The following is a 23286-nucleotide window of genomic DNA, read 5'->3' as shown; positions in this document are numbered from 1 at the left end:
CGTCAGCAGTCGGCGATGCCGCCGAGCCGGCCCAGCGCGGGAAGTTCGTCGCGCAGCCCGAGCAGGCGCAGCGCGCGCCACAGCGACGCCTGGTTGCTGGTGACCACCGGCACCCCGGTGTCCGACTCCAGGTAGGGCAGGACCTCGAAGGTGCGGAAGGTGCCGCAGGAGATCAGCAGGGCGTCCGCGTCGGGCGCGGCGCGGTGGAGTCGGCGGCCGAGCCGGTAGGCGCTGTCGGCGTCGTGGACGCTGGCCTCGTACGGGTCGGTGATCTGGAGCCCTTCGACGACCGGGACCTCGAAGCCGACGGCGGCGAGGTAGGCGCACAGTGCCTCGTTGACCTCGTCGGTGTAGATGCTGCCGACGGCGACCGAGGTCGCGCCGACCGCGCGCAGGGCGTCGACCTGGGCCTGCATCATGGTGAGGGCGGGGATCCCGGTCTCCTCGGTGATCTGCGCGACCACCTTCTCGTCGGTGCCGGGGCCGGGGATGAAGGTGCCGGGGGCCCCGCACTGCACGATGAGGTCCACCTTCGCCGTGGCCAGTTGCCGCGACGCCTCCAACACCTGGGACATCATCGTCTCCAGGCCCTCGGCGTCCACCCTGGGGACGATGGTCCGGGCGTCGGCGAAGGCCACCCCCACCGGGGCGACGGAGCGCCATTCCTCGGCGCCTTCGATCGCGGTCGCCGGACGAATCTGTCCAATACGGGCACGCCAGCCAAGCAGCATACGGATCGGCTCCTCATGGTTGTCGTCCGAGCGGCCCGCGAGAACGCCGGGCGGTGGCGTCGGACGGTGGAATCGTTTTCGGTCTGCGGGTCCAGGAGGGGCGGGGCGGCGCTGCCGGGGTCTGCCGTGCGGAGCACCCCACCCGATCTGGGACAGTGGACCAGATCTGCATGGACAACGTACCCACGGCTTTCGAGACAGGTCAATGGGCAGGACGGAAGCAATGAATGCGCCATATCCCGCCGACGTTCGGCCAACGGGCGCGGGCTCGGCGGCGCGGTAGCCGCGCACGGCGGCTCGACGCGTCGGATACCGGGGAGAACGAAGCCGCCCACCGGCCGCTGGAGGCGTCAACCACGTTGCAGGAAACGGCCGTTGGGGACGGCGGCTACCGCTCCCCGAACCGCTCGCAAGATCGGCAGGACGGACCCCCTCCCGTACCGGCGAAGCCTCGTGCGCTGCCCTGTGCGGGTGGACGTGGGCGCCGTTTCCCCTCTGAGAGGAGGCCGGTCTGAGAATCGATCCTCTGGCTGGTTCGCGGAGCCAGAGGATCGGTGAGGCCGGGACGACCCCAGCACGGTAGCGGTCTGCGAGCTCGTCGAAGCGGGTGGAGGCGGCGCGGAACTGCTTCAGGCATGCGAAGCAGCGTTCGACCACGTTTCGGTCGCGGTAGAGGGCCGGTCGAATACGGGTGGCCGGCCGGGCAGGGCCCCGCGCCGTCGGCGGTCGTCCGCCTGGTCGCGGCGCTCGGGGATCGTGACGGCGCTGCCCTGCGCCGGAGCAGGTGCCGGATCGCCCGGCTGGAATGGGCATGGTCGCCCAGCACGCGCTCCGGCGTCGTGCGCGGGCGGCCCGAGGCGGCACGCGGAACACGGGTCCCGCCGGGTACCTGGCCGGACGTGGTGGCGTCGTTGACCTTGCCCGGCGTGAGCACGATCGACAGCGGCAGGCCGCGACCCTCGACAGCCAGGCGGACGACCACGCCCGCCCACCCGCGGCAACAAGAGCTCCATCCGCCCCCGTGCCACGTGCGTCAACTCTCCCCGACCCGCCACGAGACCAATCATCAGACAGGTCTTAGGGCGGCCACGTCCACACGCACGCGACTCCGCGGACCCGCTCTAGCGCCAGCGGACGGTGATCTCGGCCGCGGCGGTCCGCAGCACGGGCACGAGTTCGGCCATGCGCTCGTCGGTCATCCGCGTCTCGGGGCCGTAGATGCTCAGCGCCGCGACGACGCTGCCCTGGACGCCGAGCGGGACCGCGACCCCGCACCCGCCGGCGATCCACTCCGCCCGGCTGATCGCGTACCCCCGCTGCCGCGCCGCGTCGATCCGCGCCACCGCGGCCTCGACGTCCACCTCCACGTCGGCTTCGCCGCGGGCGTGCTCCGCCACCAGCTGACGGGCCCGCTCGGGCGTCAGCATGGACAACAGGACCCGCCCGGTCGCCCCGGAGAAGACCGAGTAGGGCCGCCCCACGCCGGTGATCAGACGCAGCGGCTGGGGGCTCTCCGCCTCGTAGACGGTCACCCGGCGGCCGTCCACGATCGTGGAGACGCACGCCGTCTCGCCGGTCACCGCGGCGATCCGGGACGCCGTGGCCGAAGAGGCCCCGACGAGGTCGCTGTTGGCCGCGTGCCGCCAGGCGAGCGTGAGTGCCGCGGGGCCGATGACGTACTTGCGGGTGCCCTCGTCCGCGACGGCGAGCCCCTCGCGCTCCAGCGACACGAGGATGCGCTGCACGGAACTCTTGCTGATCACCAGGTCCCGGCTCAGCTCCCGCACCCCGCGCGGCCGATCGGCCTCGGCGATGGCCTTGAGCACCTGGATGGCGTGGTCGACGATCTGCACCGTGCCGGCGGCGCGCGCGACGGAACCGGCCGGATCGCCCTGCGCGTCGAGGCCGGCGGGCCGACGTTCGGCGCCTTCGGGAGCCGCGGAATCAGGTGCTGTCGCCATGACGCGGCAATCCCCCTCATGGGCACGGGCAGGAACGCGGCGGGGCGCACGCCGGACTCCGCGCTCCACCAAAACCGCAGTATCACACAGCCGGTACGGCCCCTGACAATGCCGCGGGGAGTGGGAACGCTGGTGGGACCACGCTTCTCCTCCCTCCCACCGATGAGTCCTCCGGCACCGCACGGTCGACACCTTCGTGGGCAACCGCCCGCGGACGAACGAAGTGGGAGCGGTTCCACCCTCAGCCTCGCCATCCAGCCCGCCCTCGGCCGACGTCGCTGGTCCGACTGGTCCCCAACCGAACCCCAAGAACAACGAAAAGGCGGTACCGGATTCCTCCGATACCGCCTACGACCTGCGAAAACACAAGTCGGGACGACAGGATTTGAACCTGCGACCCCTTGACCCCCAGTCAAGTGCGCTACCAAGCTGCGCCACGTCCCGATGCGCTTCCCGCGGTGTCCCGCGTGATCACGCAGGAAGAACTCTACCGCACCCGGAACGGTGCCCCCGCCAGGGCCGCCGGGCCTCCTGGCAGGGGGCGCCGGGCGGGCGGGACAATCGGTGGATGGATGAGGACACGGCCCCGGAGGTCCGGGGAGGCGGGTCGGCCGGCGGGCGGGACCGGGACGAGGACGGGCGGGCGCGGAACGCTCGCCCGCGGGACGGTCTGGGGCGTCCCCTGCCCTACGGGACGGCGGGGGTGGCCCGACAGCCGGAGGGGGTGGTCCGGACCCCGGCGGCGACCGTGGCGGAGGCCCAGCGGCTGCTGGACGCGGGCATGCCGTTCCATGCGCACGAGGTGTTCGAGGACGCGTGGAAGAGCGGCGCGGCGCCCCTGCGCCCCCTGTGGCGGGCCCTGGCACAGCTCGCGGTGGGGCTCACGCACGGGGCACGGGGGAACGCGAGGGGCGGCGCGCGGTTGCTGCGCCGGGGAGCGGCGGGGATCGAGGGGTGGGCCCGGGGGCCGGACGGGGCACCGCGGCCGTGCGGACTGGACCTGGCCGGGCTGGTCCGCTGGGCGCGGGGACTGGCGGACGCCCTGGAAGCGGAGCCGGACCGTCCGCTGGCGGCGGTGCGGGACGCGCCGCGGCTCACCGCGGCGGGGTGAGCCGGGTCGGCTGACGGCTGCGGGCGGGCGTCACCGGGACGGATGGCCCCGGGTGCGGGCGGGCGGCGGGGGTGTGACGCTGCTGTGCGTGACCACCACCGACGTCCCGGCCGCGGCGGACCCCGCCGGAGCGCCCGCCGCGCCGGTCCTCGACCGCCGTGGTCGCAACGTGGTCTTCGTGACGATCGTGCTGGGGATGCTCCTCGCGGCGCTGGACCAGACGATCGTGGGGACGGCGTTGCCGACGATCGTGTCGGACCTCGGTGGCGGCGACCACATGTCGTGGGTGGTGACCGCGTACCTGTTGGCGGAGACCGTCGCCACGGTGTTGGTGGGCAAGTTCGGCGACCTGTTCGGCCGCAAGATCGTCTTCCAGGTGTCGACGGTGGTCTTCATCGCGGGGTCGTTCCTGTGCGGGCTGGCGACGAACATGACGCTGCTCATCGTGTGGCGCGGGGTGCAGGGGGTCGGGGCGGGCGGGTTGATGGTGACGTCGATGGCGTTGATCGCGGACGTCATCCCGTTGCGGGAGCGGGGCAAGTACCAGGGGGCGATCGGGGGCGTCTTCGGGGTGGCGACGGTCATCGGACCGTTGCTGGGCGGGTTGTTCACCGACCACCTGACGTGGCGGTGGGCGTTCTACGTGAACGTGCCGATCGCGATCGTGGTGGTGATCGCGGCGGCGCGGACGATTCCGGTGGTGCGGGCGGCGACCCGGCCGGTGATCGACTACCTGGGGATCGCCCTGGTCGCGGTCGGGGCGAGTGCGTTGATCCTGGCGACGAGTTGGGGCGGCAACGAGTACGCGTGGAGTTCGGGGCTGGTCATCGGGCTGTTCGTGGGCGGGGTGGCGGCCCTCGGGGCGTTCTGCCTGGTGGAGGCCCGGGCTGCCGAGCCGATGCTGCCGATGCACCTGTTCCGCGATCCGGTGTTCACGGTCTGTTCGGTGCTGAGCTTCATCGTCGGGTTCGCGATGCTGGGCGCGATGACGTTCCTGCCGACGTTCCTCCAGTACGTCGACGGGGATTCGGCGACGGTGTCGGGGGTGCGGACGCTGCCGATGGTCGTGGGGCTGCTGATCGCGTCCGTCTTCAGCGGCAGCGTGGTCAGTCGGACGGGGCGCTACCGGGTGTTCCCGATCATGGGGACGCTGGTGACCGGGGCGGGTCTGTACCTGCTGTCGCTGATGGGGAGCGGGACGAGCACCTGGCTGTCCTCGCTCTACATGTTCGTGCTGGGGACCGGCATCGGCCTGTCGATGCAGGTGTTGATGATCGCGGTGCAGAACACCGTCGCCTACGCCGATCTGGGGACCGCGACCTCGGGGGTGACGTTCTTCCGCACCTTGGGGAGTTCGTTCGGCACGGCGGTCTTCGGCACCATCTACGCCAACTCCCTGGGGCCGAACCTCTCCGCCGGGGTGGCCGAGGCCGTCCGGGTCGGCGGGGTGGATCCGGCGGTGGTGGGTCGGGCCGCGACGAGCCCGCAGGAGTTGCACCGGTTGCCCGCCGAGGTGGCGGCGCCGATCGTGCAGGGGTACCAGGACACCTTGCAGACGGTGTTCCTGTGGACCGTGCCGGTCGCCCTGGTGGGCTTCCTGGTGGCCTTGTTCCTGCGGGAGGTGCCGCTGCGGGACAGCGCGCGGATGTCGTCGACGGACATGGGCGAGGGTTTCGCCCGGCCGTCGCCCTGTGACAACCAGAAGCTGTTGGAGACGGCGGTGGCGCAGGTGCTGCGCACGGCGGGGCCCGAAACCGCGCGGCGGATCGTCGCCGGTTCCGACACCCGGCTCGATCCGGCGGGCGCCTGGGCGGTGATGGAGGTCGAGATGCTCCACCGGTTGGTGGGGCACGCGAGCCTGGGGTTGATGGCGACCCGGCGACACATGCCGCCGGAGGTGTTGGTGCCGGTCTTCGAGCGAATGGTGGCGGAGGGGTACCTGACGCGGGACGGTTCGCTGTTCTCGCACACGGCGGCCGGGGAACGGGAGGCCGCGGTGATCACCCGGGCGTGGGCGGCGTGGTTGGACGAGCGGTTGGAGCACGAGGGCGGACGGCCCCCGGACGCCGCGCTGCGGGCCGCGGTGGACGGCATCTCCAAGCGGTTGTTGACGGAGGACATGTCGGGGGTGCTCTCGGCGCGGGCCGCGCAGGGGTGACCGCGGCCGAGGCGGGCCGGACCACCCTTGCCTCATATACCCAGTGGGGGTATAAATGTCGAGGGCGGAGGGATACCCCCGGGGGGTACCGGGCTCCCGCTCCGTCCCCACCCACCCATCTCCAGGAGGAAACCACCATGTCGTCCTGCTGCTCCACCGACGGCACCTGCTCGACCGGCGGCACCACCGTCGAGATCACCGACGGTCGCACCACCGTCTACCAGGTGTCCGGCATGACCTGCGGCCACTGCAAGTCGTCGGTCACCGAGGCGGTGGGCGCGCTGGAGGGCGTGCGGTCCGTCGAGGTCGACGTGGCGAGCGGCCGGGTCACGGTCATCACGGAGGCGGAGCCGGACGACGCCTCGGTGTCCCGCGCCGTCGAGGAGGCCGGGTACGAGGTCACCGGCCGGGCGACCTGAGCCCTCGCCGACGGACCCCGTCCGCCCGACGGATTCCATGCGCCCTCCCGGACCGGACGTCCGGGAGGGCGCGGGCGTCGGTGCACCGATCGCCCCGTCCGACGGGTGTGCCATGGTGGAGGCGTGCTCGACGACATCGACCGCAGGATCGTGCAGGCGCTGACCCGCGACGGCCGGACCCCGTACACCGGTCTCGCCCGGGACCTCGGCGTCTCCGAGACCACGGTGCGCCAGCGGGTGGCGCGGCTCCAGGACAGCGGGGTCCTCCGGATCGTCGCCCTGTGCGATCCGTTGACGATGGGCCACCAGTCGGTGCGCCTGATGATCCGGGTGCGGGACCTGACCCCGCGCGCCGTGGCCAAGAGCCTCTCCGGCATGCCGATGATCAACCACGTGGCGCTCTGCGCGGGCAGCCAGGACATCTTCCTGGAGGGCACCTGCCGCGACCAGGCCCAACTCGTCCAGCTGCTGGACGACATCCGCATGCTGCCCGGGGTGTCCCGGGTCCAGGTGCTCCTGCTGCTCGAACTCTTCAAGGACTACTCCTGGAGCGGGCTGGCCAGTGCGGTCGGCCAGGGCGTCACCGCGGAACAGGGCTGAAGCGCTCCGCGGGCAGCACGCCCCCTCAGCCCGGGATGATCCGCTCCCCCGACCGCACCGGCACCTCCCGGAAGCCGGCCCACAGGTAGGAGTCCTTGATGACCTCCAACACGGTGAGCGCTTCCGCGTGGGCCACCCCGTTCACCCGCCGCACCCGCTCGGTCAACAACTCCGCCAGGTGTGCGAGGTCACGGCAGCGCACGTCCACGATGAGGTCGTAGGGGCCGACGCAGGACGCCACGTAACGCACCTCGGGCATCCGGGACAGTTCACGCGCCACCAATGCCACGGGCACGTGGTGGACGCGCACGGCGAGGTGCACCTCCATCTCCCCCATCCGCACCGCATCGGTCATGCCCACCACCTGGAGCACGCCCTTGCGCTGGAGCCGCTGGTAACGGGCGCGCACGGACGCCTCGGAAAGCCCGACCGTGCGCCCGATCTCCGCGAACGAACGCCGCCCGTCCACCCGTAGCTGGTCGATGATCTGTCGGTCCAGGTCATCGATCACGGGACACCTCCGAGAGAGTGGGTGGTCTACGCACCAATGATCCCCCGCGCTGTCAAGGTCCCCCTTGGAGGAACGCTCACATCGCGAGATCCGTGGAAATCACCCTCACCTTCCACGGAATTCGTTTGTCCTTCATCTTTCCGGCCACTGGCGCATCATCGACGCTGTTCTCCATCACGCCCCGCCCCGGACCCAGGAGAACGCGCATGCACTCGACCCCTCCGCCCGACCGGACCGGCTGCCGGACGCCCCGGTGACGGCGACCGCGCCGGGCCCCGCGGGCCGGGCGGCCGTCACCACCGCGCTGCTGGCCCCGGCCGGCATCACGGTGATCGGCCTGGTCCTGGTGCCGCTCGTGCTCGTGGTGCGCAACAGCTTCGCCACGTCGGACGCGTACGGCAGCGTGACGGGCGGGTTCACCCTCGCCCACTACCAGGACCTGTTGGAGCCGATCTACCTCAAGGTCTTCGGCTACAGCCTGGGCATGGCCGCCCTCAACACGGCGGTCTGCCTGGTGCTGGGCTACGTCGTCTCGTACTACATCGCCAGCCGGCCGCCCCAACGGCAGATGCTGCTGCTCCTGCTGATCATCGTCCCGTTCTGGACGGACTTCCTGGTCCGGACGTTCGCCTGGATCAACCTCCTGAGCCCGAGCGGTCCGGTCAACAGCCTCACCGACGCCATCGGCCTCACCGACGGGCCCACCCAGTGGATACCGAGCCAGGGGGCGTCGTTCATCGGCCTGGTGTACGCCTTCCTGCCCACCGCGATCTTCCCGATCTACGCGGCGCTGCGCGGGGTGGACTCCTCGCTCGGCGAAGCCGCCCGGGACCTCGGCTGCGGCTGGTGGCGGGTGCACGGCCGGGTGCTGCTGCCCATCGCCCGGCCCGGGATGCTCGCGGCGGCCCTGCTCACCTTCATCCCCACCCTGGGCGTCTTCGTCATCCCGGTCCTGCTCGGCGGCGGACGCGACCAGCTGGTCGGCAACCTGATCGTGACCCTGTACACCGAGTTCCGCAACCAGCCCATGGGGGCCGCGGCCTCCGTGATCCTGCTGGTGCTCATGGTGGCCTCGACGGCGGCGTTCGGACTCGCCGCCCGGCGGCTGAGGAGGAAGACGGCATGAAGCACGCCCTCGACACCGTGACCGCCTGGCTGGCCCGGGGCGTCATCGCCTTCCTGTACGTCCCCATCGTCGTCGTGGTGGTGCTGTCCTTCAACGACTCCGAGGTGACCTACCAGTGGGCGGGCTTCTCCACCCGCTGGTACGGCTCCCTCGCGGAGAACGCCGAACTCCTGGCCGCACTGCGGGTCAGCGCGGAGGTCGCCCTCCTCTCCGCGACCCTGGCCACCGTCTGCGGACTGCTCTCCGCCATGGGCATGGCCCGGCTGGCCCGCCGCTGGAAGGCGGTGTTCTCCGGCGGGCTCTTCCTGCCGCTGATCATCCCGGAGATCGTGCTGGGCGTGGCCCTGCTCTCCGTCTTCGGGGCGATGAACGCCACCCTCGGGATGACCACCCTGGTCCTCGGACACCTGGTGGTGACCCTGCCCTACGCCTCGCTCATCGTCCTCGGCGCCCACAACGCCCTGGACCCCTCCCTGAAGGAGGCGGCGACCGACCTGGGCTGCGGCCCCTGGGAAGCGTTCCGACGGGTGACCCTGCCGCTGCTGCGCCAACCCCTGCTCGCCGCCTGGCTGCTGTCGTTCACCATCTCCTTCGGCAACATCGTGATGTCGACCTTCACCAACGGCATCGGCTCGACCACCCTGCCGCTGCGCGTGTACTCGATGCTCAAGGGCGGCCTCACCCCGGAGATCAACGCCCTCGGCACCCTGCTGGTGCTGTTCACCCTGCTGATCATCGTCGGCGTCGGCATGCGCCAGATGCGTCAGGTGCTCCTCGGCGGCAAGCGCGGCTAGCGCCTCGTCGGACCCGTCCCACTCCCGTCCCCCTGCCGGCTCCCTCACCGGCCTCGTGAAAGGCACGCCCTCATGCGCAAGAAGAGCCTCTCCAGAACCGTCCTGGCCGCCTCGGTCGCCACCGTCACGGCCCTCGTCGTCACCGGCTGCGCCGGCTCGGACGGCGGGTCCGGGGGCGGGGGCAAGAAGCTCAACGTCTACGCCTGGGCCGGGGAGATCCCCGAGTCGGTGGTGAAGGCGTTCGAGAAGGAGACCGGCATCGAGGTCACCCTCGACACCTTCGACAGCAACGAGACCATGACCGCCAAGCTGAGCTCCGGATCGGCCGGGTACGACCTGGTCGAGCCCAGCCAGTACACGGTGCAGCAGCTCATCGGGCAGAAGCTGATCCAGCCCCTGGACCACTCCCGCATCAAGGGGCTCGACAACCTCGCGGAGAAGTTCCGGGACCCCTCCTACGACCCGGGCAACAAGTACAGCGTCCCGTGGATCTGGGGCACCACGGGCCTGGCCTACAACGACACCTGCATCGACTCCGCGGACAGCTGGCAGACCCTCTTCGACGCGGAGCACAAGGGCAAGGTCTACATGCTGGACAACATGCTCGCGGCCTACATCGCCGGCCTCCAGATCACCGGCTCCCGCGCGACCAGCACCGACGAGGGCGAGATCGCCGCCGCCACCGAGGCCCTGGCGAAGCAGAAGGACCTCCTGGCCGGCTACAACTCCACCAACTACCCGCAGCTCCTGGCCAGCGGGCAGGCGTGCGCCGCCCAGGCGTGGAGCGGCACCGCCATGGCCAAGGTCGTCGCCGCCAACGAGAACGTCCACTACGTCATCCCGAAGGAGGGCGGCTCGATCTGGACGGACGGGCTGTCCATCCCCGAGGGCGCCAAGAACACCGACGCGGCGTACGAGTTCATCAACTTCACGCTGCGTCCCGAGATCGCCGCCATGGCCACCGACGACGGCGGCAGCGCCAGCACCAACGCCAAGGCCCGCGAGCACATCAAGGACAAGAAGGCGCTCGACAACCCGGCGGTCTACGCCTCCGACGAGTCCATCGCCGAGGCGGACTTCCTGCTCGACCCGGGCACCGCCATGAAGCACTTCCAGCAGGGCTGGACCAAGGTGAAGGCGTCCTGACATGACGACGACCGTCAACGGAGCGAGCGGCACGGAAGCGGGGTCCGCCCCCGCGGTGCGCCTGGTCGGGGTGGGCAAGTCCTTCGACGGGACCCCGGCCGTCCGGGACGTCACCCTCGACATCCGCCCCAACGAGTTCTTCTCGATCCTCGGCCCCTCGGGCTGCGGCAAGACCACCCTGATGCGGATGATCACCGGGTTCGAGACCCCCACCGAGGGCACCGTGGAACTCGGCGGGGTCCCCGTCGCGGGCGTGCCCCCGCACAAGCGCGACCTCAACATGCTCTTCCAGAGCTACGCCCTGTTCCCCCACCTCAACGTCCACGACAACATCGCCTTCGAACTGAAGGTGCGCAGGTCCCGGCCGAAGGCGGAGATCGGCGCCGCCGTGCGGGAGGCCCTGGCCCTGGTGCGGCTGGAGGGGTACGGCGACCGGACCGTGGCCCAACTCTCCGGCGGGCAGCGACAGCGCGTCGCGATCGCCCGGGCCCTGATCGGACGTCCCTCGCTGCTGCTCCTGGACGAACCGCTCGGTGCGCTCGACCAGAAGCTGCGGGCCGAGATGCAGGTGGAGCTGAAGAAGATCCAACGCGAGGTCGGCGTCACCTTCGTCACGGTCACCCACGACCAGGAGGAGGCCCTGACCATGTCGGACCGCATCGCGGTCATGGACGGCGGGCGGGTCCTCCAGGTGGACACCCCGGAGGCGATCTACGAGCGGCCCGCCACCCGCTTCGTCGCCGACTTCATCGGCACCTCCACCCTCCTCACCGGCACCCTCACCGCCGGCCGGCTCGACGTACCGGGACTCGGCCCCCTCGATGTCCCGGACGGCCACGGACTCCCCGACCGCAGCGAAGCCCACCTCGCGGTCCGCCCGGAGAACGTCCGCCTCGCTCCGGCGGGCACGGTCCCGGACGGCGCCGAGGTCACCGTGGCGGGCACCCTCCAACAGGTCGTCTACCTCGGCAACGCCACCCGGTACCACCTGGCGCTGACCGGTGGCGGCGAACTCGTCGCCGAGGCCCGCGGGGCGGACGCCGGCGGGCTCGCGCCGGGCGCGCCGGTGACCGCGGGCTGGGCGGTCCGGCACGGGCGGGTGCTCGCCGAGTGACCCGCCGCCCGCTCCCCTCCCCCGCACCCCCTCCGTACCCGACCGCCAAGGAGACCCGGCCGTGAAGGTCGCAGCAGCCCAGTTCGCCCCGACCGCCGACCCGGCGGCCAATCTCGCGGTGATCGAGGAGATGACCCGCGAGGCCGCCGCGGGCGGCGCCCGACTCGTCGTCTTCCCCGAGGAGTCCATGGTCCCCTCGGACGCCGACGGAACCGCCGGCACCCCCCTGCGGGAGCTCGCCGAGCGGCACTGGCCCGCCTTCCTCGACGGGCTCGCCCGGATCGCCGCCACCCACGGGATCGCGCTGATCGCCGCCGGCTTCGAGGACAGCGGGGAGGCCCTCCCCTACAACACCATCGCCGCCGTGGACGCGGGCGGCGAGGTCCTCGGCCTCTACCGCAAGATGCACCTGTACGACGCCTTCGACTACCGGGAGTCGCAGAAGATCCAGCGCGGGGACACCGGCCCGGTCGTCGTCCGCATCGGGGACTTCAACGTCGGCCTGGTGAACTGCTACGACGTCCGCTTCCCCGAGTTCACCCGGTCCCTGGTCGAGATGGGCGCCGATCTGCTGTCGGTGTCGGCGGCCTGGGTCAAGGGCCCCCTCAAGGAGGACCACTGGACGACCCTGCTGCGCACCCGGGCGATCGAGAACACCTGCTGGGTGGTGGCCTCCTCGCTCACCACCCCGGACTGCATCGGCATGAGCATGGCCGTCGACCCGCTGGGGGTCGTCCGGGCCGCCCTGGGCGAGGAGGAGCGGTCGTTGCTCCTCGTCGACGCCGACAAGGACCGCATCGACCGGGCCCGCACCGTCCTCCCGGTGCTCCGCAACCGCCGCATCATCATCGGACCGAGGTGACCTGCCCCATGCCGCTCGACATCCGCGCGCTCCCGGCCCCGGCCGACGCCGCACTCCTCGCCAAGCTGCGCCGGGTCGACTTCCCGACCCTCGGCCACTACCTGGAGGAGGGGTTCTGCGCCCCCGGGCTCCAGCGCATGGCCGGTACCGAACGGCTGGTCGGCCGGGCCGTCACGGTCCGGACCACCGCCACCGACTCGACCCTGCTGCACCACGCGGCCGGGCTGGTGGAGCCGGGTGACGTGGTCGTCGTCGACTGCGGCGGAGACCGCCGGCACGCCCCGCTCGGCGAGGTCGTCGCCAACGCCCTGGCCTCCCGACGCGCCGCGGGCGTGGTGGTGGACGGACTGTGCACCGACGTCGACGCCCTGCGCGCGCTCGACCTGCCGGTCTACGCCTACGGCCGCACCCCGCTCACCACCAAGCTGCACGGCCTCGCCGACGGTTCGCTGTGCGCCCCGGTGGTCTGCGGCGGGGTGCCCGTCCACCCCGGTGACCTGGTGCTCGGCGATGCCAACGGGGTGATCGTCGCCCCCGCCGAGCGGCTGGCGGCCGTCATCGACCAGGCCCTCGCCGACGACGCCGAAGAACCCGCCCTGGTGGCGCGGCTCTGGCAGGGCGAGCCCCTGGGTTCGCTCACCGGCGCCACCGAAACCCTCCAGCGGCTGTCCTGATCCTCCGGGCACCCGCTCCCCCACCGCACCCCACGAAAGGCCAAACCCCGTGTTGCTCAAAGCCGCCGTCAACGGCGGACGTTCGAAGGCCGAGCGGCCCACCGTCCCGCTCACCCCGGCGGAACTCGCCGCCGACACCGTCGCGGTGCTCGCGGCCGGAGCGGACGTGGTCCACTTCCACGTCCGCACCCCGGACGGCGGTCAGACCATCCGCCCCGACGCCCTGGCCGAGGTCCTCACCGCGATCCGCGCCGCGGCCCCCGACGCCGTGGTCGGCACCACGACCGGACTGTGGACCTGCTCCGGCCCCGCCGAACGGTACGAACTGGTCCGGGCGTGGACGCAGTTGCCGGACTTCGCCTCCGTCGCGTTCAGCGAGGAGGGCGCCGCGGAGACCGCCGTCCTGGTACGGGAGCGGGGCATGGTCCTGGAGAGCGCGGTGTGGACCCGCGAGGACGTACCGCGGCTGCTGGCCTCCCCCACCCTGCACGACAACGTGCGCATCCTGATCGAACCCGTCGAGGAGGACCCGGTGCGGGCGGTCGTCGAAGCGCGGGCCATGGCCGCGCAGGTCCGGGCGGCCGGGGTGGCGTGCCCCATCCTGTACCACGGCGACGGCGCCACGGTCTGGCCGTTGGTCCGGGCGGCGGTCGAGGACGGGCACGAGACGCGGGTCGGCTTCGAGGACGGCACCGCCTTGCCCGACGGAGCGCCCGCCGCCGACAACGCGGCCCTGGTGCGCGCGGCACGGGCGCTGGCCGCCGGCTGACGGCCGCTCACGCCCCGGGCCGTCCCCTGGCCGGGGGGACGGCCCACCCGGTCGGGGGTGCGGCACGGTGCGAACCGGGACGGGCCGGACTCGATCATCTCGCCCTTCGTACGGGGGAGTTGAAACGCGTCAGGTGTTCCGTACGATCACGCGGGTGCCGTCCCGCCCGCGGGCGGGCGGCCCGTTGGTCCCAACCGTTCAGGAGAGGCGGCCCCCACCCATGAGAAGACCCCCACGCACCCGGTTGCGCAACGTCGTCGCCGGGGCGCTCGCCACCGCCCTCGCCGGCATCGGCCTCGCGGCGCTCCCCACCACCGCGCACGCCGCCGGCGGCGGACTCGTGGTGCAGTACCGCACCGGCTCGACGGCTGCCAGCGCCTCCCAGGCGGCGCCCTCGTTCCGGGTGCGCAACACCGGCCCGACCGCGTTGCCCCTCCAGCAGGTGACGCTCCGGTACTACTTCAAGGCCGACTCGGCGCAGGCCGGGTACCGGTTCGCCTGCGACTGGGCCGTGAAGGGCTGTGCCAACGTCACCGGCACCTTCGGCACCCCCGCCCGCCCGACGGCCACCGCCGACCGCTATCTGGAGGTCGGCTTCACCGCGGGCGCCGGTTCGCTGGCCGCCGGCGCCGACACCGGGGACGTCCAGCTCCGGTTCCACCGCACCGACTGGCAGCAGCTGACGCAGAGCGACGACCACTCCTTCGACGCCGGGCGGACGACCTACGCCGACTGGCCGAAGGTCACCGCACGGGTGGCCGGCACCACCGTCTGGGGCACCGAGCCCGGCGGAGCCACCGAACCGCCGCCCGGGCAGGTGCTGTTCGACGACTTCTCCTACACCTCCCGCACCGACCCGCGGCTCGCCGCGAACGGCTGGCAGTTGCGGTCCTGGGCGGGCGGCCCCGGCGTGCCGGGCGCCACCTGGTCCCCGGAGAACGTCTCCTTCTCCGAGCAGGGCGGCTCATCGCTCATGACGCTGAAGGCGGGCACCGCCGGCACCTCGGCGAGCACCGGCCAGGCCGAGATCTCCACGACCTCGATGAAGTTCAGGAACGGCACCTACGCGGCGCGGGTGAAGTTCGCCGACGCCCCCGTCCAGGGCCCGGACGGGGACCACGTCGTGCAGACGTTCTTCGCCATCAACGACCTCAAGGCGCCGATGGCAGACGACTACGCCGAGTACGACTTCGAGTACCTGCCCAACGGCGGGTGGGGGGAGACCTCGAACGCCTTCTTCACCACCTCCTGGGACACGTACCACCCGGTGACCGGGGACGCCGTCAAGACCTACACGGTGGCCCGCAGCAGCCATGACGGCTGGCGCGACCTGGTGTTCACCATCGACGGCAACGACATCCGCTACTACGTCGACGGGCAGCCGTTCGGCACGCACGGCGCCGGCTTCCTCCCGGAGCGGGGCATGCTGATCAGCTTCAACCAGTGGTTCACCGACCTGACCGGGCAGACCGGCACCGAGCCGCGGTCCTACGAGCAGCAGGTCGACTACGTGCTGCACGTCAAGGACGAGGTCCTCACCCCGGCCCAGGTGGCCACCCGGGTCGGCGCGTACCGGGCGGCGGGCACCGCCTTCACCGACACGGTGACCGCGGGCTGATCCGCCCCGCGAAGCGGTCCGGCGGTCCGTTCGGTCCCCTTGGACGTGCCGCCGGACCGGCCCTGACGGAGTCTGGCGGGGAACGCCGTGCGGCGGGCTGAGGAGACGAGGTCGCGGATGGCTCAGGAGACCCCTCCCAGCGGGGCGCGTCCGGTGGGCGAGGTGCTCCGGGACCCCGGCTACCTGCGGCTGCTGTTGCTCTCGGCGCTGCTGGGGGTGCCGCTCTCGCTCGCCGCGTTCGGGTTCCTGACCCTGGAGCACGCCCTCCAGAACGGGCTCTGGGAACACCTGCCGCGCCGGCTGGGCCATGCGGTCGCCCCGTGGTGGTGGCCGTTGCCGCTGCTGGCGATCGGGGGACTGCTGGCCGCCCTGCTCATCACCCGACTGCCGGGGGCCGGCGGCCACGTGCCCGCCCGGGGTCTGAGCGGTCGGGCCACCGAGCCGTCCGCGCTGCCCGGGGTGGTGCTCACGGCGCTGGTGTGCCTGCCCTTCGGGGCGGTGCTCGGGCCGGAGGCCCCCCTGATGGCGCTCGGCAGCGGGCTCGCCCTGCTGACCGTCCGCTCCGCCCGCCGCGCCCGGGCGCCCCGGCTCGTCGCCGTCCTGGGGGCGGCCGGCTCGGCCACCGCGATCTCCACCGTGTTCGGCAGTCCGCTGGTCGCCGCCGTCCTGATCATCGAGGCGGCCGGGCTCGGCGGCCCCGGGCTGCTGGCGCTGATCCTGCCCACACTGCTGGCCAGCGGGGTGGGCGCCCTGGTCTTCACCGGGTTCGGCCGGTGGACGGGGCTCGACACCGGCGGGCTGACGCTGCCGTCGGTGCCGCCGGTCGACACCCTGGACCCCGGTGACTTCCTGTGGGGGCTGCCGCTCGCGGTGGTCATCGCGGCCACGGTGTCCACCGCCTTGGCGCTGGGTCGCCGGGTCGCCGACTGGACGGCGAAGCGCCCCGGACCGCGGACCGTGCTGGGCGCCCTGGTGGCCGGGGCCCTGCTCGCCGGGTACGGCTTGTGCACCGGTCGGTCGCCGGAGGAGGCCGCACTCTCCGGGCAGGCGGCGCTGGCCCGGCTGGCCGCCGACCCGGGGGCCTGGCCGGTCGGGGTGCTGCTGTGGCTGCTGCTGTTCAAGGGGCTCGCCTGGGCGGTGTGCCTGGGGGCGTTGCGCGGTGGTCCGATCTTCCCGGCGGTGTTCCTGGGGCCGGTGCTGGCGATGGTCTTCGCCCCGATGCCCGGGTTCGGCTCGACGACGGCCTTGGCCGTCGGCATCGCCTCGGCCGCGGCCGCGGTGACCCGGCTGCCGGTGACCTCGTCCGTGTTGGCGGCCCTGTTGCTCGGCCCGGACGCCGCGGACCAGATGGCGGTCGTCCTGGTGTCCGCGGTGGTCGCCTTCGGCACCGGCGAACTGCTCCGGGCCCGCAACGGTACCGACCCCTCCCCCGCCTCCGCCCCGGCCGAGGGCGCCGGCCCGGGGGGCTGAGCCCGCTCCGGGCGTTGCCGATCCGACCGTTGCCGCCCGCAACGGTCCCCGCACCCTCCATGCTGTGCCTCGCCCGGGGTCGTACCGGGGGAAACGGCTGCCGTCCGGTGTGCTCAGGCGCCCGCGGCGGAGAGAAGAGGAGATCACGATGGACCGGTCGCTGCTCTCGGTGAGGACGGCGCTCGTGCTGCTGCTCGCCGTGCTGACGGGTACGGCGGTGGGCGCGCTCAGCGCTCTCGCCGGGGACGGCGCGGCCCGTAGCCTGCTCGCCGCCCTGACCGCGGTCGGGCTCGCCCTGCCGGTGGCCCACCAGGTGATCGCCCCCGAGCCGGCGGGGGAACGGGCCGCGGGGCGGGGGCGTCGTGGCTGAGTTGCGGCCGCTGGGACCGGACCTGTCGCGGGAGGCGCGGGCCCTGGCCCAGGCGCTGCGCGAACTGTTCGAGGGCCTGGAGGTGTCGGTGCGACGGTACGCGGCGCGTCGGCGCCGTGATCCGGGCACCCTCTCGCGCTATCTGAGCGGTACCCGGGTGCCGCCCTGGGACGTGGTGACGGACCTGTTCACCGACCTGGCCGAGCACCGGGGCACCCCGGCCACGCCGCGGGCGATGGAGTTGCTGCGGGACCTGCACCGGGCCGCGGTCGCCACGAGCGGCTCGCCCCGGCACGCCATGGAGGTGCTGGAACGCCAACTCGCCGATGCCGACCGGGACTCCCGTCGTTCCACGGTCCGCGGTGACGCGCTGGGAGAGGCGCTGCTCGACCGGATGCACCGGATCGCCGATCTGGAGGTGCGGCTGCGCCAGTTGGAGGCCGAGTGGAGCGCGGAACGGGCCCGGGCCAACGCCCTGGAGGCGGCGTGCCCGGACGTCTCCGAGCTGCTGCGGGAGCGGGACGTGCTCCGCGAGGAGGTGGCGCGCCTCGCCGCGGAGCTGCGTCAGGCGCGGGAGCAGCACGAGGAGGCCGAGAGGCGGTGTGGACTGCTGGAGCGCCAGTTGGAGGCGGTGGAGCGGGCTCCACGCGGCGCCGTGCTGACCGCGGGGTCGTCCTCGGAACGGCGGAGGCTGCCGAAGGTGCTCGTGGTGGACGACCAGGCGGACAACCTGTTGGCGATGACCGCGGTGTTGGCCACGCTCGACCAGGACGTGGTGGCGGTGTCCTCGGGGCGGGAGGCGCTGAAGGCGCTGCTGGACGACGACGACTTCGCGGTGATCATCATGGACGTCCAGATGCCCGACATGGACGGGTACGAGACGGCGGCGCACATCAAGCGGCGGCACCGGACCCGGGACGTGCCGATCATCTTCCTCACCGCCATGGGCACCGACCCGGAGCACTCGGCCCGGGGGTACGCGGCGGGAGCGGTCGACTACCTGGGCAAGCCCTTCGACCCCTGGGCGCTGCGGGCCAAGGTCGCCGTGTTCACCGGCATCCATCTGGAGCGGCGGGCCGGTGGACGGTGACCTCCCCCACAAGCCCCCGGCACCGTGCTGGTGCTACCCCCAGCTCCTTCCCCCTGCCAGCCGGAGGGCGTAACTGACGGAGCATCAATCACGCTGTCCCCATGACGACTTACTCCACTCCGGGCATACTGCTGGCACTGTCCGCGGGCTTTGCGGGGCTGCTCGCCCCGGTCGCCGAAGTCGCCCCCACCACCCGGGCGGCGGCCTCGTCCACCGTGCGGACGGGCGACCTGGCGTGGCAGAGCTGCGCCCGGCCGGGCGGCCCCCAGCAGCAGGAGTGCGCCCGCCTGACCGTGCCGCTGGACCACCGCGACCCCGACGGTCGACAGATCTCCCTGGCCGTGTCGCGGCTGGTCTCCGACCGGCCGGAATCCCGCCGGGGCACGCTCGTCGTGATCCCCGGCGGGCCCGGCGGCTCGGGCGTCCAGCGGCTGGCGCAGCGGGGTGCCGCCCTCCAGCGCGAGTTGAAGGACGCCTACGACCTGGTCGCCCTCGACCCCCGGGGGGTGGGTGGCAGCACCGGCGCCGGCTGCGGGTTGACGGAGGACGACCGGCGGTTCCACCACCTCGCACGGGCCTGGCCGGGGCCCGACGGTTCCATCGACGCCAACGTCGCCCGGGCCCGGCGCGTCGCCGACGCCTGCGCCCGTGCCGGCGGACCGGTGCTGCGCAGCATGAGCACCGCGAACGAGGTGCGCGACATCGAGTCCTTCCGCAAGGCGCTCGGGGTTCCGAAGCTGTCCGCGTGGGGCACCTCGTACGGGGCCTACGTGGCCGCGGTGTACGCACAGCGCCATCCGCACCGGATCGACCGCTGGGTGCTCGACAGCAACGGCGACCCCGATCCGAGGAGGGTCGGCCGGGGGTGGCTCGCCAACCTGGGGCGGGGCGTCGAGGACCGGTTCCCCGACTTCGCCGCCTGGGCCGCCCACCCGGACCGGGGCGCCCTCCGGGTCGCCGAGCGTCCCGAGCAGGTGCGTCCGACCTTCCTCGCACTGGCCGGGGCCCTGGACGCGGCGCCCCGGGACACCGCGTCCAGGGACGTGCGGCTCACCGGCAACCTGCTGCGGCTGCACCTCCAGTCCGCGCTGAGCGGGCCGGAGGCGGGGTTCGCCGGGCTCGCGCGGGTCATCCGGGCGGTGCAGGAGGACCGGGTGCCGGAGCCCCCCGCGGAGTTGACCGCGGTGTGGGGACAGGAGGAGGCCGCGGCCATGATCGCGACCGTCTGCAACGACGTGGAGTTCCCGGGCCGGGTCGAGGACTACCGCAGGGCGGTGGCCGCCGACCGGGCGGCCCGTCCGCTCACCGCGGGGCAGCCGGAGAACATCGTCGCGTGCGCCTTCTGGCGGGAGCGACCCGTCGACGCGCCCACCAGGATCACCGACCGGGGCCCGTCCCGGGTCCTGATGGTGCAGAACCTGCGGGACCCGGCCACTCCGTACGACGGTGCCCTGCGGATGCGCCGGGCGCTCGGCGAGCGGGCCCGGATGGTCAGTGTGGACGCGGGAGGCCACGGGGCCTACCTCACCACGGGGAACAGTTGCGCGGACCGCACCGTGACGGCCTTCCTGACCACCGGGGTGCGCCCGTCCACCGACGTCCACTGCCCGCGGGAACCCTGATCGCCCCGTCGGCCCCCGGAGTGCCGGGGGCCGATCGGTGCGGTCAGGTGCCGGCGACCACCGCTCGGGCGCTCACCAGGAGGTTGACGGGCTGTTCCACGCCCGGCGGCAGCCCTTGGAGGGGCTCCCACACCACGTCGTCGAAGCCGGTGGCGCGCAGCGTCTCCTCGATGGTTCCGCAACTCCAGTAGCGCGCCGGCAGCGTGGTGGGCGGGGTGGTGGGGATGGTGAGGGGGGACGGGTCGCCGTCGCGGGCCCGGTCGGGACGGTGCACGACCAGTCCGTTCACCTGGGCGGTGCCCGCGGGGAGCCGCGGGTTGCCGACGAAGGCGACGAAGCGACCGCCGGGCACCAGGTTGGCGCGGGTCCGTTCGAGCATCCGGGTGAGCTCCTCGCGGTCGTCCGCGTAGTGCAGGACGGCGACCGCGACCGCCGCGTCGAAGGCGCCCAGCACGGGCATGTCGATCGCGTCGTGCACCTCGTAGCGCACGCCCAGCGGGTCGCGCTGCTCCCACCGGCGCGCCACGTCCACCATGCCGGGGGACACGTCCACGCCGAGCACCCGTTCGGCGCCGCGCCGGCTCAGCAGGCGGGTGTAGGCGCCCGAACCGCACCCGATGTCCAGCACCGTCGCACCGTCGACGGGTCCGAGGGCCTTCAGCAGGGAGGGCTCCTCGACGAGGGTGCGGTAGGTGCTGAACACCCGTTCCACGTCGGTGTAGTCGCTGGAGATTTCGTCGTACTGCTCGGTGAGCGTCAACTCGTTGCTCCTCGTAGGGAAGGGCGGTGACCAGGGACGGTCCGGGGATCGCAGTGGCGCGGGCCGCACCACGAGGAACCCCTGGCGGGGGTTGCGGTGGAGGGAGCCGAGGCCCCCGAACATCTCCTGGACCACGGGCATCAGCTTGTGGTAGCAGGTGACCGAGGAGGGGACGTCGAGGATGGCCGGCGTGTCCAGCAGGAAGGGCAGTTCCGCACGCAGATAGGCGAGGCCGGCCCGCATCTGGGCGTCGGCCAGGTCCGGTTCGGCGGAGTCCGGCACATGGGAGACCAGGAGTTCGCGCACCTGGGCCGCGGCGGACTCCGCGAGGGGCCCGTCCGCCCCCAGGGTCGGTTCCAGGCGCGCCAGCACCGTTTTGTACTGGGGTAGTTGGAGGTACTCGGAGAGGGGCCGCGCCCGGATGCGACCGTGTGCGGCCCCCGAAGTCATCTCCAGGGCGCGGCGGATCCTGCGCCGCACGTCCTTGAGCATGCTCTTGGTGCGGCTGCGGGCCTGTGCGGGCTCCAACCCCGTCGCCGTGAGCATGGCGTCGATGTGGGTGTCGACGTACACCACGTCGACCAGGGAGAAGCGCTGCTCGGCCCAGACCAGTAGGGAGCCGAGGCGGTCCTGACTGAAGTAGCTGTTGCCGGTGCTGACTCCGATGAGCGCGTGGTCACCGCGTTCCAGGACCCTTCGGCACGTGCCCGTGACGGGCATGACGTCGAACATGGTGATGTCGTCCTTCTTCGACCGGCACCCTCGCCGCCGTGCTCAGACGACGGGGGCGGGGGCCCGCTGGATCAGGTCGGAGTCCCTGAGCAGCACGGTGAGCCTCCCGCACACCTCGTCGAGGAAGGCGGGCAGGTCCTTCGGGGTCATCGGCCCACACATGAAGTCCTCCAACTGTGCGTGCACGCGCTCCAGTTCCTCGTGAGTGACGGCGCCGCGCCCGCGCAGCAGCACGAGGACGCGCCGGGCGGCGTCGATGCAGCGGAAGGGGCCGTACTGCTGGGGTTCGTCGATCAGTCCCCGCCCGCTGCTCAGCAGATAGGCCGCGAGCAGCAGGAGTTCCTCATCGACGGGCCAGGCTGTGGTTTCCCCAGAACTCATAACTGACTACCTCACTGCGGTCTCGACGGGGTGGTGACACGAGGGCCCGCGTCGGCTGTCCGATGGGCACCATGAGCAGGGGTTCGAGGTGGTCCGGCAGCCCCAGCAGCATGCGGGCCGCGTGCCGGCGGAAGCTCGCCGCGGGGCAGCCTCCCAACCCGAGGGCGTGTGCGGCGAGGAGGAGGTTCTGCACGGCCATGGCGACGCAGAGCAGCCCCTCGTCCCAGAACTCCCCGTCGTCCTTGACCGCCCGCGAACGGTCGAAGCAGGCGACGACGACCAGGGGCGGCGGTTCGATGATCCCCGGGGAGAAGGCCCTCAGCAGCCGCAGGGTCCTCGGATCGCGGACCGCGACGAAGGCCCAGGCCTGCTTGTTGCCGCCGGTGGGGGCGGCCAGTATCGCGTCGAGCAGGCGCTCCAGTTCGGCGTCCTCGACGGGTCGTTCGGTGTACTGCCGTACCGCGCTGCGCGTTTCGAGCACCTGGATGAGGTCTGATGCATTCCGCGTGGACAACCGCTTCCTCCCTGGACTTCACCGACCGCAGGTGCGCCGACGGCTTGCCTCGGGGCGGCCGGAGAAGTCGATCGGGGTGCCGTGGGGAGAGGCACCGGAGGAACTCTGGCACGTCCCGTGGAGTTCGGGCGAACGGAGGGATGATGTTCACCCGCGCGGATGTTAAGTCTTCTTTTCGACAGAATGCGTTCGGGCGTGGCGAGAACCGTCCTGACGACCCGGGACATTCCCCAACAGCACGGCGCGGACAACGGGTCGACCCCGCGCGGGCGTGCGCGGGGTCGACGTTCAGTGCGCCGTCGCTCGGGGGTCGGGTTACTGCTTCTCGCCGCCCTCGCTCCGACTCTCGTTGTTGCTGCTCTCGTTGCTGCCGTTCTTGTTGTTGCTGCTCTTGTTGTTGCTGCCGAACAAGCCGCCCTCGAACTTGGCCTGCTCGTACATCTGGTGCACCGACTGTCCCAGGATCGGGATGCTGATGTGCTCCAGGATGTCTTCCAGGAAGTCGATGTCACCGGTGTTGCTGATCAGCGGGCCGTTGATCAGCGGAGCGTTGATGTTGATCAGGCTGAACGAGCCGGGGGCGTCGGACGAGCCCTGGGCCTGGGCGGTGCCGCTCGACAGCGCGACGGAGACACCGGCCACCAGGGTGGCCACAACGGACGCACCGCGGACACGACGGTTCATTTTTACTCCTCGATCCGAGATCTCAACATGAAGAGAACTCAGCCCAGGCATCAATTCCCTTTGAGGGAA

At 72.2% G+C, this 23286-nt stretch carries 23 protein-coding genes, 1 tRNA gene and 1 pseudogene; 16 read left to right on the top strand and 9 right to left on the bottom strand.

The annotated features are described in order from the left end of the window. Positions 1-2 precede the first annotated feature (2 nt). The 4 genes and pseudogenes from ACSMX9_RS27150 to ACSMX9_RS27135 all read right to left on the bottom strand — a co-directional run bounded on the left by ACSMX9_RS27150 (position 3) and on the right by ACSMX9_RS27135 (position 3136). Positions 3-731, bottom strand: a complete 729-nt coding sequence (locus ACSMX9_RS27150) for a maleate cis-trans isomerase family protein (protein ID WP_445403109.1) — start codon at positions 729-731, stop codon at positions 3-5. A 525-nt stretch (positions 732-1256) separates the two neighbouring features. Then, a pseudogene (locus ACSMX9_RS27145) lies at positions 1257-1707 on the bottom strand (transposase); the annotation flags it as partial. A 145-nt stretch (positions 1708-1852) separates the two neighbouring features. Next, entirely contained in the window at positions 1853-2692 is an 840-nt protein-coding gene (locus tag ACSMX9_RS27140; protein WP_445397849.1) for an IclR family transcriptional regulator, read from the bottom strand. Positions 2693-3062: 370 nt separating this feature from the next. After that, positions 3063-3136: transfer RNA gene (locus ACSMX9_RS27135), tRNA-Pro, on the bottom strand. A gap of 124 nt (positions 3137-3260) precedes the next feature. Here ACSMX9_RS27135 and ACSMX9_RS27130 point away from each other — a divergent pair. The 4 genes from ACSMX9_RS27130 to ACSMX9_RS27115 all read left to right on the top strand — a co-directional run bounded on the left by ACSMX9_RS27130 (position 3261) and on the right by ACSMX9_RS27115 (position 6980). Beyond that, entirely contained in the window at positions 3261-3803 is a 543-nt protein-coding gene (locus ACSMX9_RS27130; RefSeq protein ID WP_445397847.1) for a DUF309 domain-containing protein, read from the top strand. A gap of 88 nt (positions 3804-3891) precedes the next feature. Then, entirely contained in the window at positions 3892-5961 is a 2070-nt protein-coding gene (locus ACSMX9_RS27125) for an MDR family MFS transporter (RefSeq protein ID WP_445397845.1), read from the top strand. A 137-nt stretch (positions 5962-6098) separates the two neighbouring features. After that, positions 6099-6380 (top strand): heavy-metal-associated domain-containing protein, encoded by a 282-nt coding sequence (locus ACSMX9_RS27120; protein WP_445397843.1) that lies wholly within the window; start codon positions 6099-6101, stop codon positions 6378-6380. Between the two features lie 123 nt (positions 6381-6503). Then, a complete protein-coding gene (locus ACSMX9_RS27115; protein WP_351245084.1) occupies positions 6504-6980 on the top strand; it encodes an Lrp/AsnC family transcriptional regulator in 477 nt (158 codons plus the stop codon). Between the two features lie 25 nt (positions 6981-7005). Here ACSMX9_RS27115 and ACSMX9_RS27110 read toward each other — a convergent pair whose 3' ends face one another. Then, positions 7006-7491 (bottom strand): Lrp/AsnC family transcriptional regulator, encoded by a 486-nt coding sequence (locus ACSMX9_RS27110; RefSeq protein WP_351245082.1) that lies wholly within the window; start codon positions 7489-7491, stop codon positions 7006-7008. Between the two features lie 253 nt (positions 7492-7744). Between ACSMX9_RS27110 and ACSMX9_RS27105 the strand changes: the two genes are divergently transcribed. The 12 genes from ACSMX9_RS27105 (at position 7745) to ACSMX9_RS27050 (ending at position 20146) form a co-directional block, all read left to right on the top strand. Beyond that, entirely contained in the window at positions 7745-8617 is an 873-nt protein-coding gene (locus ACSMX9_RS27105) for an ABC transporter permease (protein WP_445397841.1), read from the top strand. Continuing rightward, positions 8614-9411 carry an ABC transporter permease gene (locus ACSMX9_RS27100; RefSeq protein ID WP_445397839.1) on the top strand — a complete coding sequence of 266 codons (798 nt, stop codon included), beginning with the start codon at positions 8614-8616 and terminating at the stop codon, positions 9409-9411. Before ACSMX9_RS27105 ends, ACSMX9_RS27100 begins: the two co-directional genes overlap by 4 nt. A 72-nt stretch (positions 9412-9483) precedes the next feature. Further along, positions 9484-10557, top strand: coding sequence for an ABC transporter substrate-binding protein (locus tag ACSMX9_RS27095; RefSeq protein ID WP_445397837.1), 1074 nt, complete (start codon positions 9484-9486; stop codon positions 10555-10557). A 1-nt stretch (position 10558) separates the two neighbouring features. Then, positions 10559-11671 carry an ABC transporter ATP-binding protein gene (locus ACSMX9_RS27090; RefSeq protein ID WP_445397835.1) on the top strand — a complete coding sequence of 371 codons (1113 nt, stop codon included), beginning with the start codon at positions 10559-10561 and terminating at the stop codon, positions 11669-11671. A gap of 61 nt (positions 11672-11732) precedes the next feature. Next, positions 11733-12533, top strand: a complete 801-nt coding sequence (locus tag ACSMX9_RS27085) for a carbon-nitrogen hydrolase family protein (protein ID WP_445397834.1) — start codon at positions 11733-11735, stop codon at positions 12531-12533. An 8-nt stretch (positions 12534-12541) separates the two neighbouring features. Next, positions 12542-13207 carry an RraA family protein gene (locus tag ACSMX9_RS27080; protein WP_445397832.1) on the top strand — a complete coding sequence of 222 codons (666 nt, stop codon included), beginning with the start codon at positions 12542-12544 and terminating at the stop codon, positions 13205-13207. Positions 13208-13256: 49 nt separating this feature from the next. Beyond that, positions 13257-13976, top strand: coding sequence for a 3-keto-5-aminohexanoate cleavage protein (locus tag ACSMX9_RS27075; protein WP_445397830.1), 720 nt, complete (start codon positions 13257-13259; stop codon positions 13974-13976). Between the two features lie 220 nt (positions 13977-14196). Continuing rightward, on the top strand, positions 14197-15594 hold the full coding sequence (locus ACSMX9_RS27070; RefSeq protein WP_445397828.1) for a cellulose binding domain-containing protein: 1398 nt from the start codon (positions 14197-14199) through the stop codon (positions 15592-15594). Between the two features lie 117 nt (positions 15595-15711). Further along, a complete protein-coding gene (locus ACSMX9_RS27065) occupies positions 15712-17064 on the top strand; it encodes a chloride channel protein (RefSeq protein WP_445397826.1) in 1353 nt (450 codons plus the stop codon). Positions 17065-17212: 148 nt separating this feature from the next. Then, positions 17213-17434, top strand: coding sequence for a hypothetical protein (locus ACSMX9_RS27060; RefSeq protein ID WP_445397824.1), 222 nt, complete (start codon positions 17213-17215; stop codon positions 17432-17434). After that, positions 17427-18524 (top strand): response regulator, encoded by a 1098-nt coding sequence (locus tag ACSMX9_RS27055; RefSeq protein WP_445397822.1) that lies wholly within the window; start codon positions 17427-17429, stop codon positions 18522-18524. The genes ACSMX9_RS27060 and ACSMX9_RS27055 overlap by 8 nt, the downstream gene beginning before the upstream one ends. 101 nt (positions 18525-18625) lie before the next feature. Continuing rightward, a complete protein-coding gene (locus ACSMX9_RS27050; protein ID WP_445397820.1) occupies positions 18626-20146 on the top strand; it encodes an alpha/beta hydrolase in 1521 nt (506 codons plus the stop codon). 43 nt (positions 20147-20189) lie between these two features. Here the strand turns inward: ACSMX9_RS27050 and ACSMX9_RS27045 are convergent, their stop codons facing one another. From ACSMX9_RS27045 to ACSMX9_RS27030, 4 genes are all read right to left on the bottom strand, one after another. Next, a complete protein-coding gene (locus tag ACSMX9_RS27045; RefSeq protein WP_445397818.1) occupies positions 20190-21638 on the bottom strand; it encodes a tRNA-dependent cyclodipeptide synthase in 1449 nt (482 codons plus the stop codon). 42 nt (positions 21639-21680) lie between these two features. Beyond that, the gene (locus tag ACSMX9_RS27040; RefSeq protein ID WP_445397816.1) at positions 21681-22019 is read right to left on the bottom strand and encodes a DUF6092 family protein; all 339 of its coding nucleotides are present in this window, start codon (positions 22017-22019) and stop codon (positions 21681-21683) included. Beyond that, positions 21982-22533, bottom strand: a complete 552-nt coding sequence (locus ACSMX9_RS27035) for a nitroreductase family protein (protein ID WP_351245049.1) — start codon at positions 22531-22533, stop codon at positions 21982-21984. Before ACSMX9_RS27035 ends, ACSMX9_RS27040 begins: the two co-directional genes overlap by 38 nt. Positions 22534-22848: 315 nt before the next feature. Next, a complete protein-coding gene (locus ACSMX9_RS27030) occupies positions 22849-23217 on the bottom strand; it encodes a hypothetical protein (RefSeq protein ID WP_351245047.1) in 369 nt (122 codons plus the stop codon). Between the last annotated feature and the right edge of the window lie 69 nt (positions 23218-23286).

This window comes from Streptomyces sp. LE64, assembly GCF_052606915.1.
The sequence above is the reverse complement of the archived record's forward strand: the minus strand, read 5'-3'. Positions and strand labels throughout refer to the sequence as shown.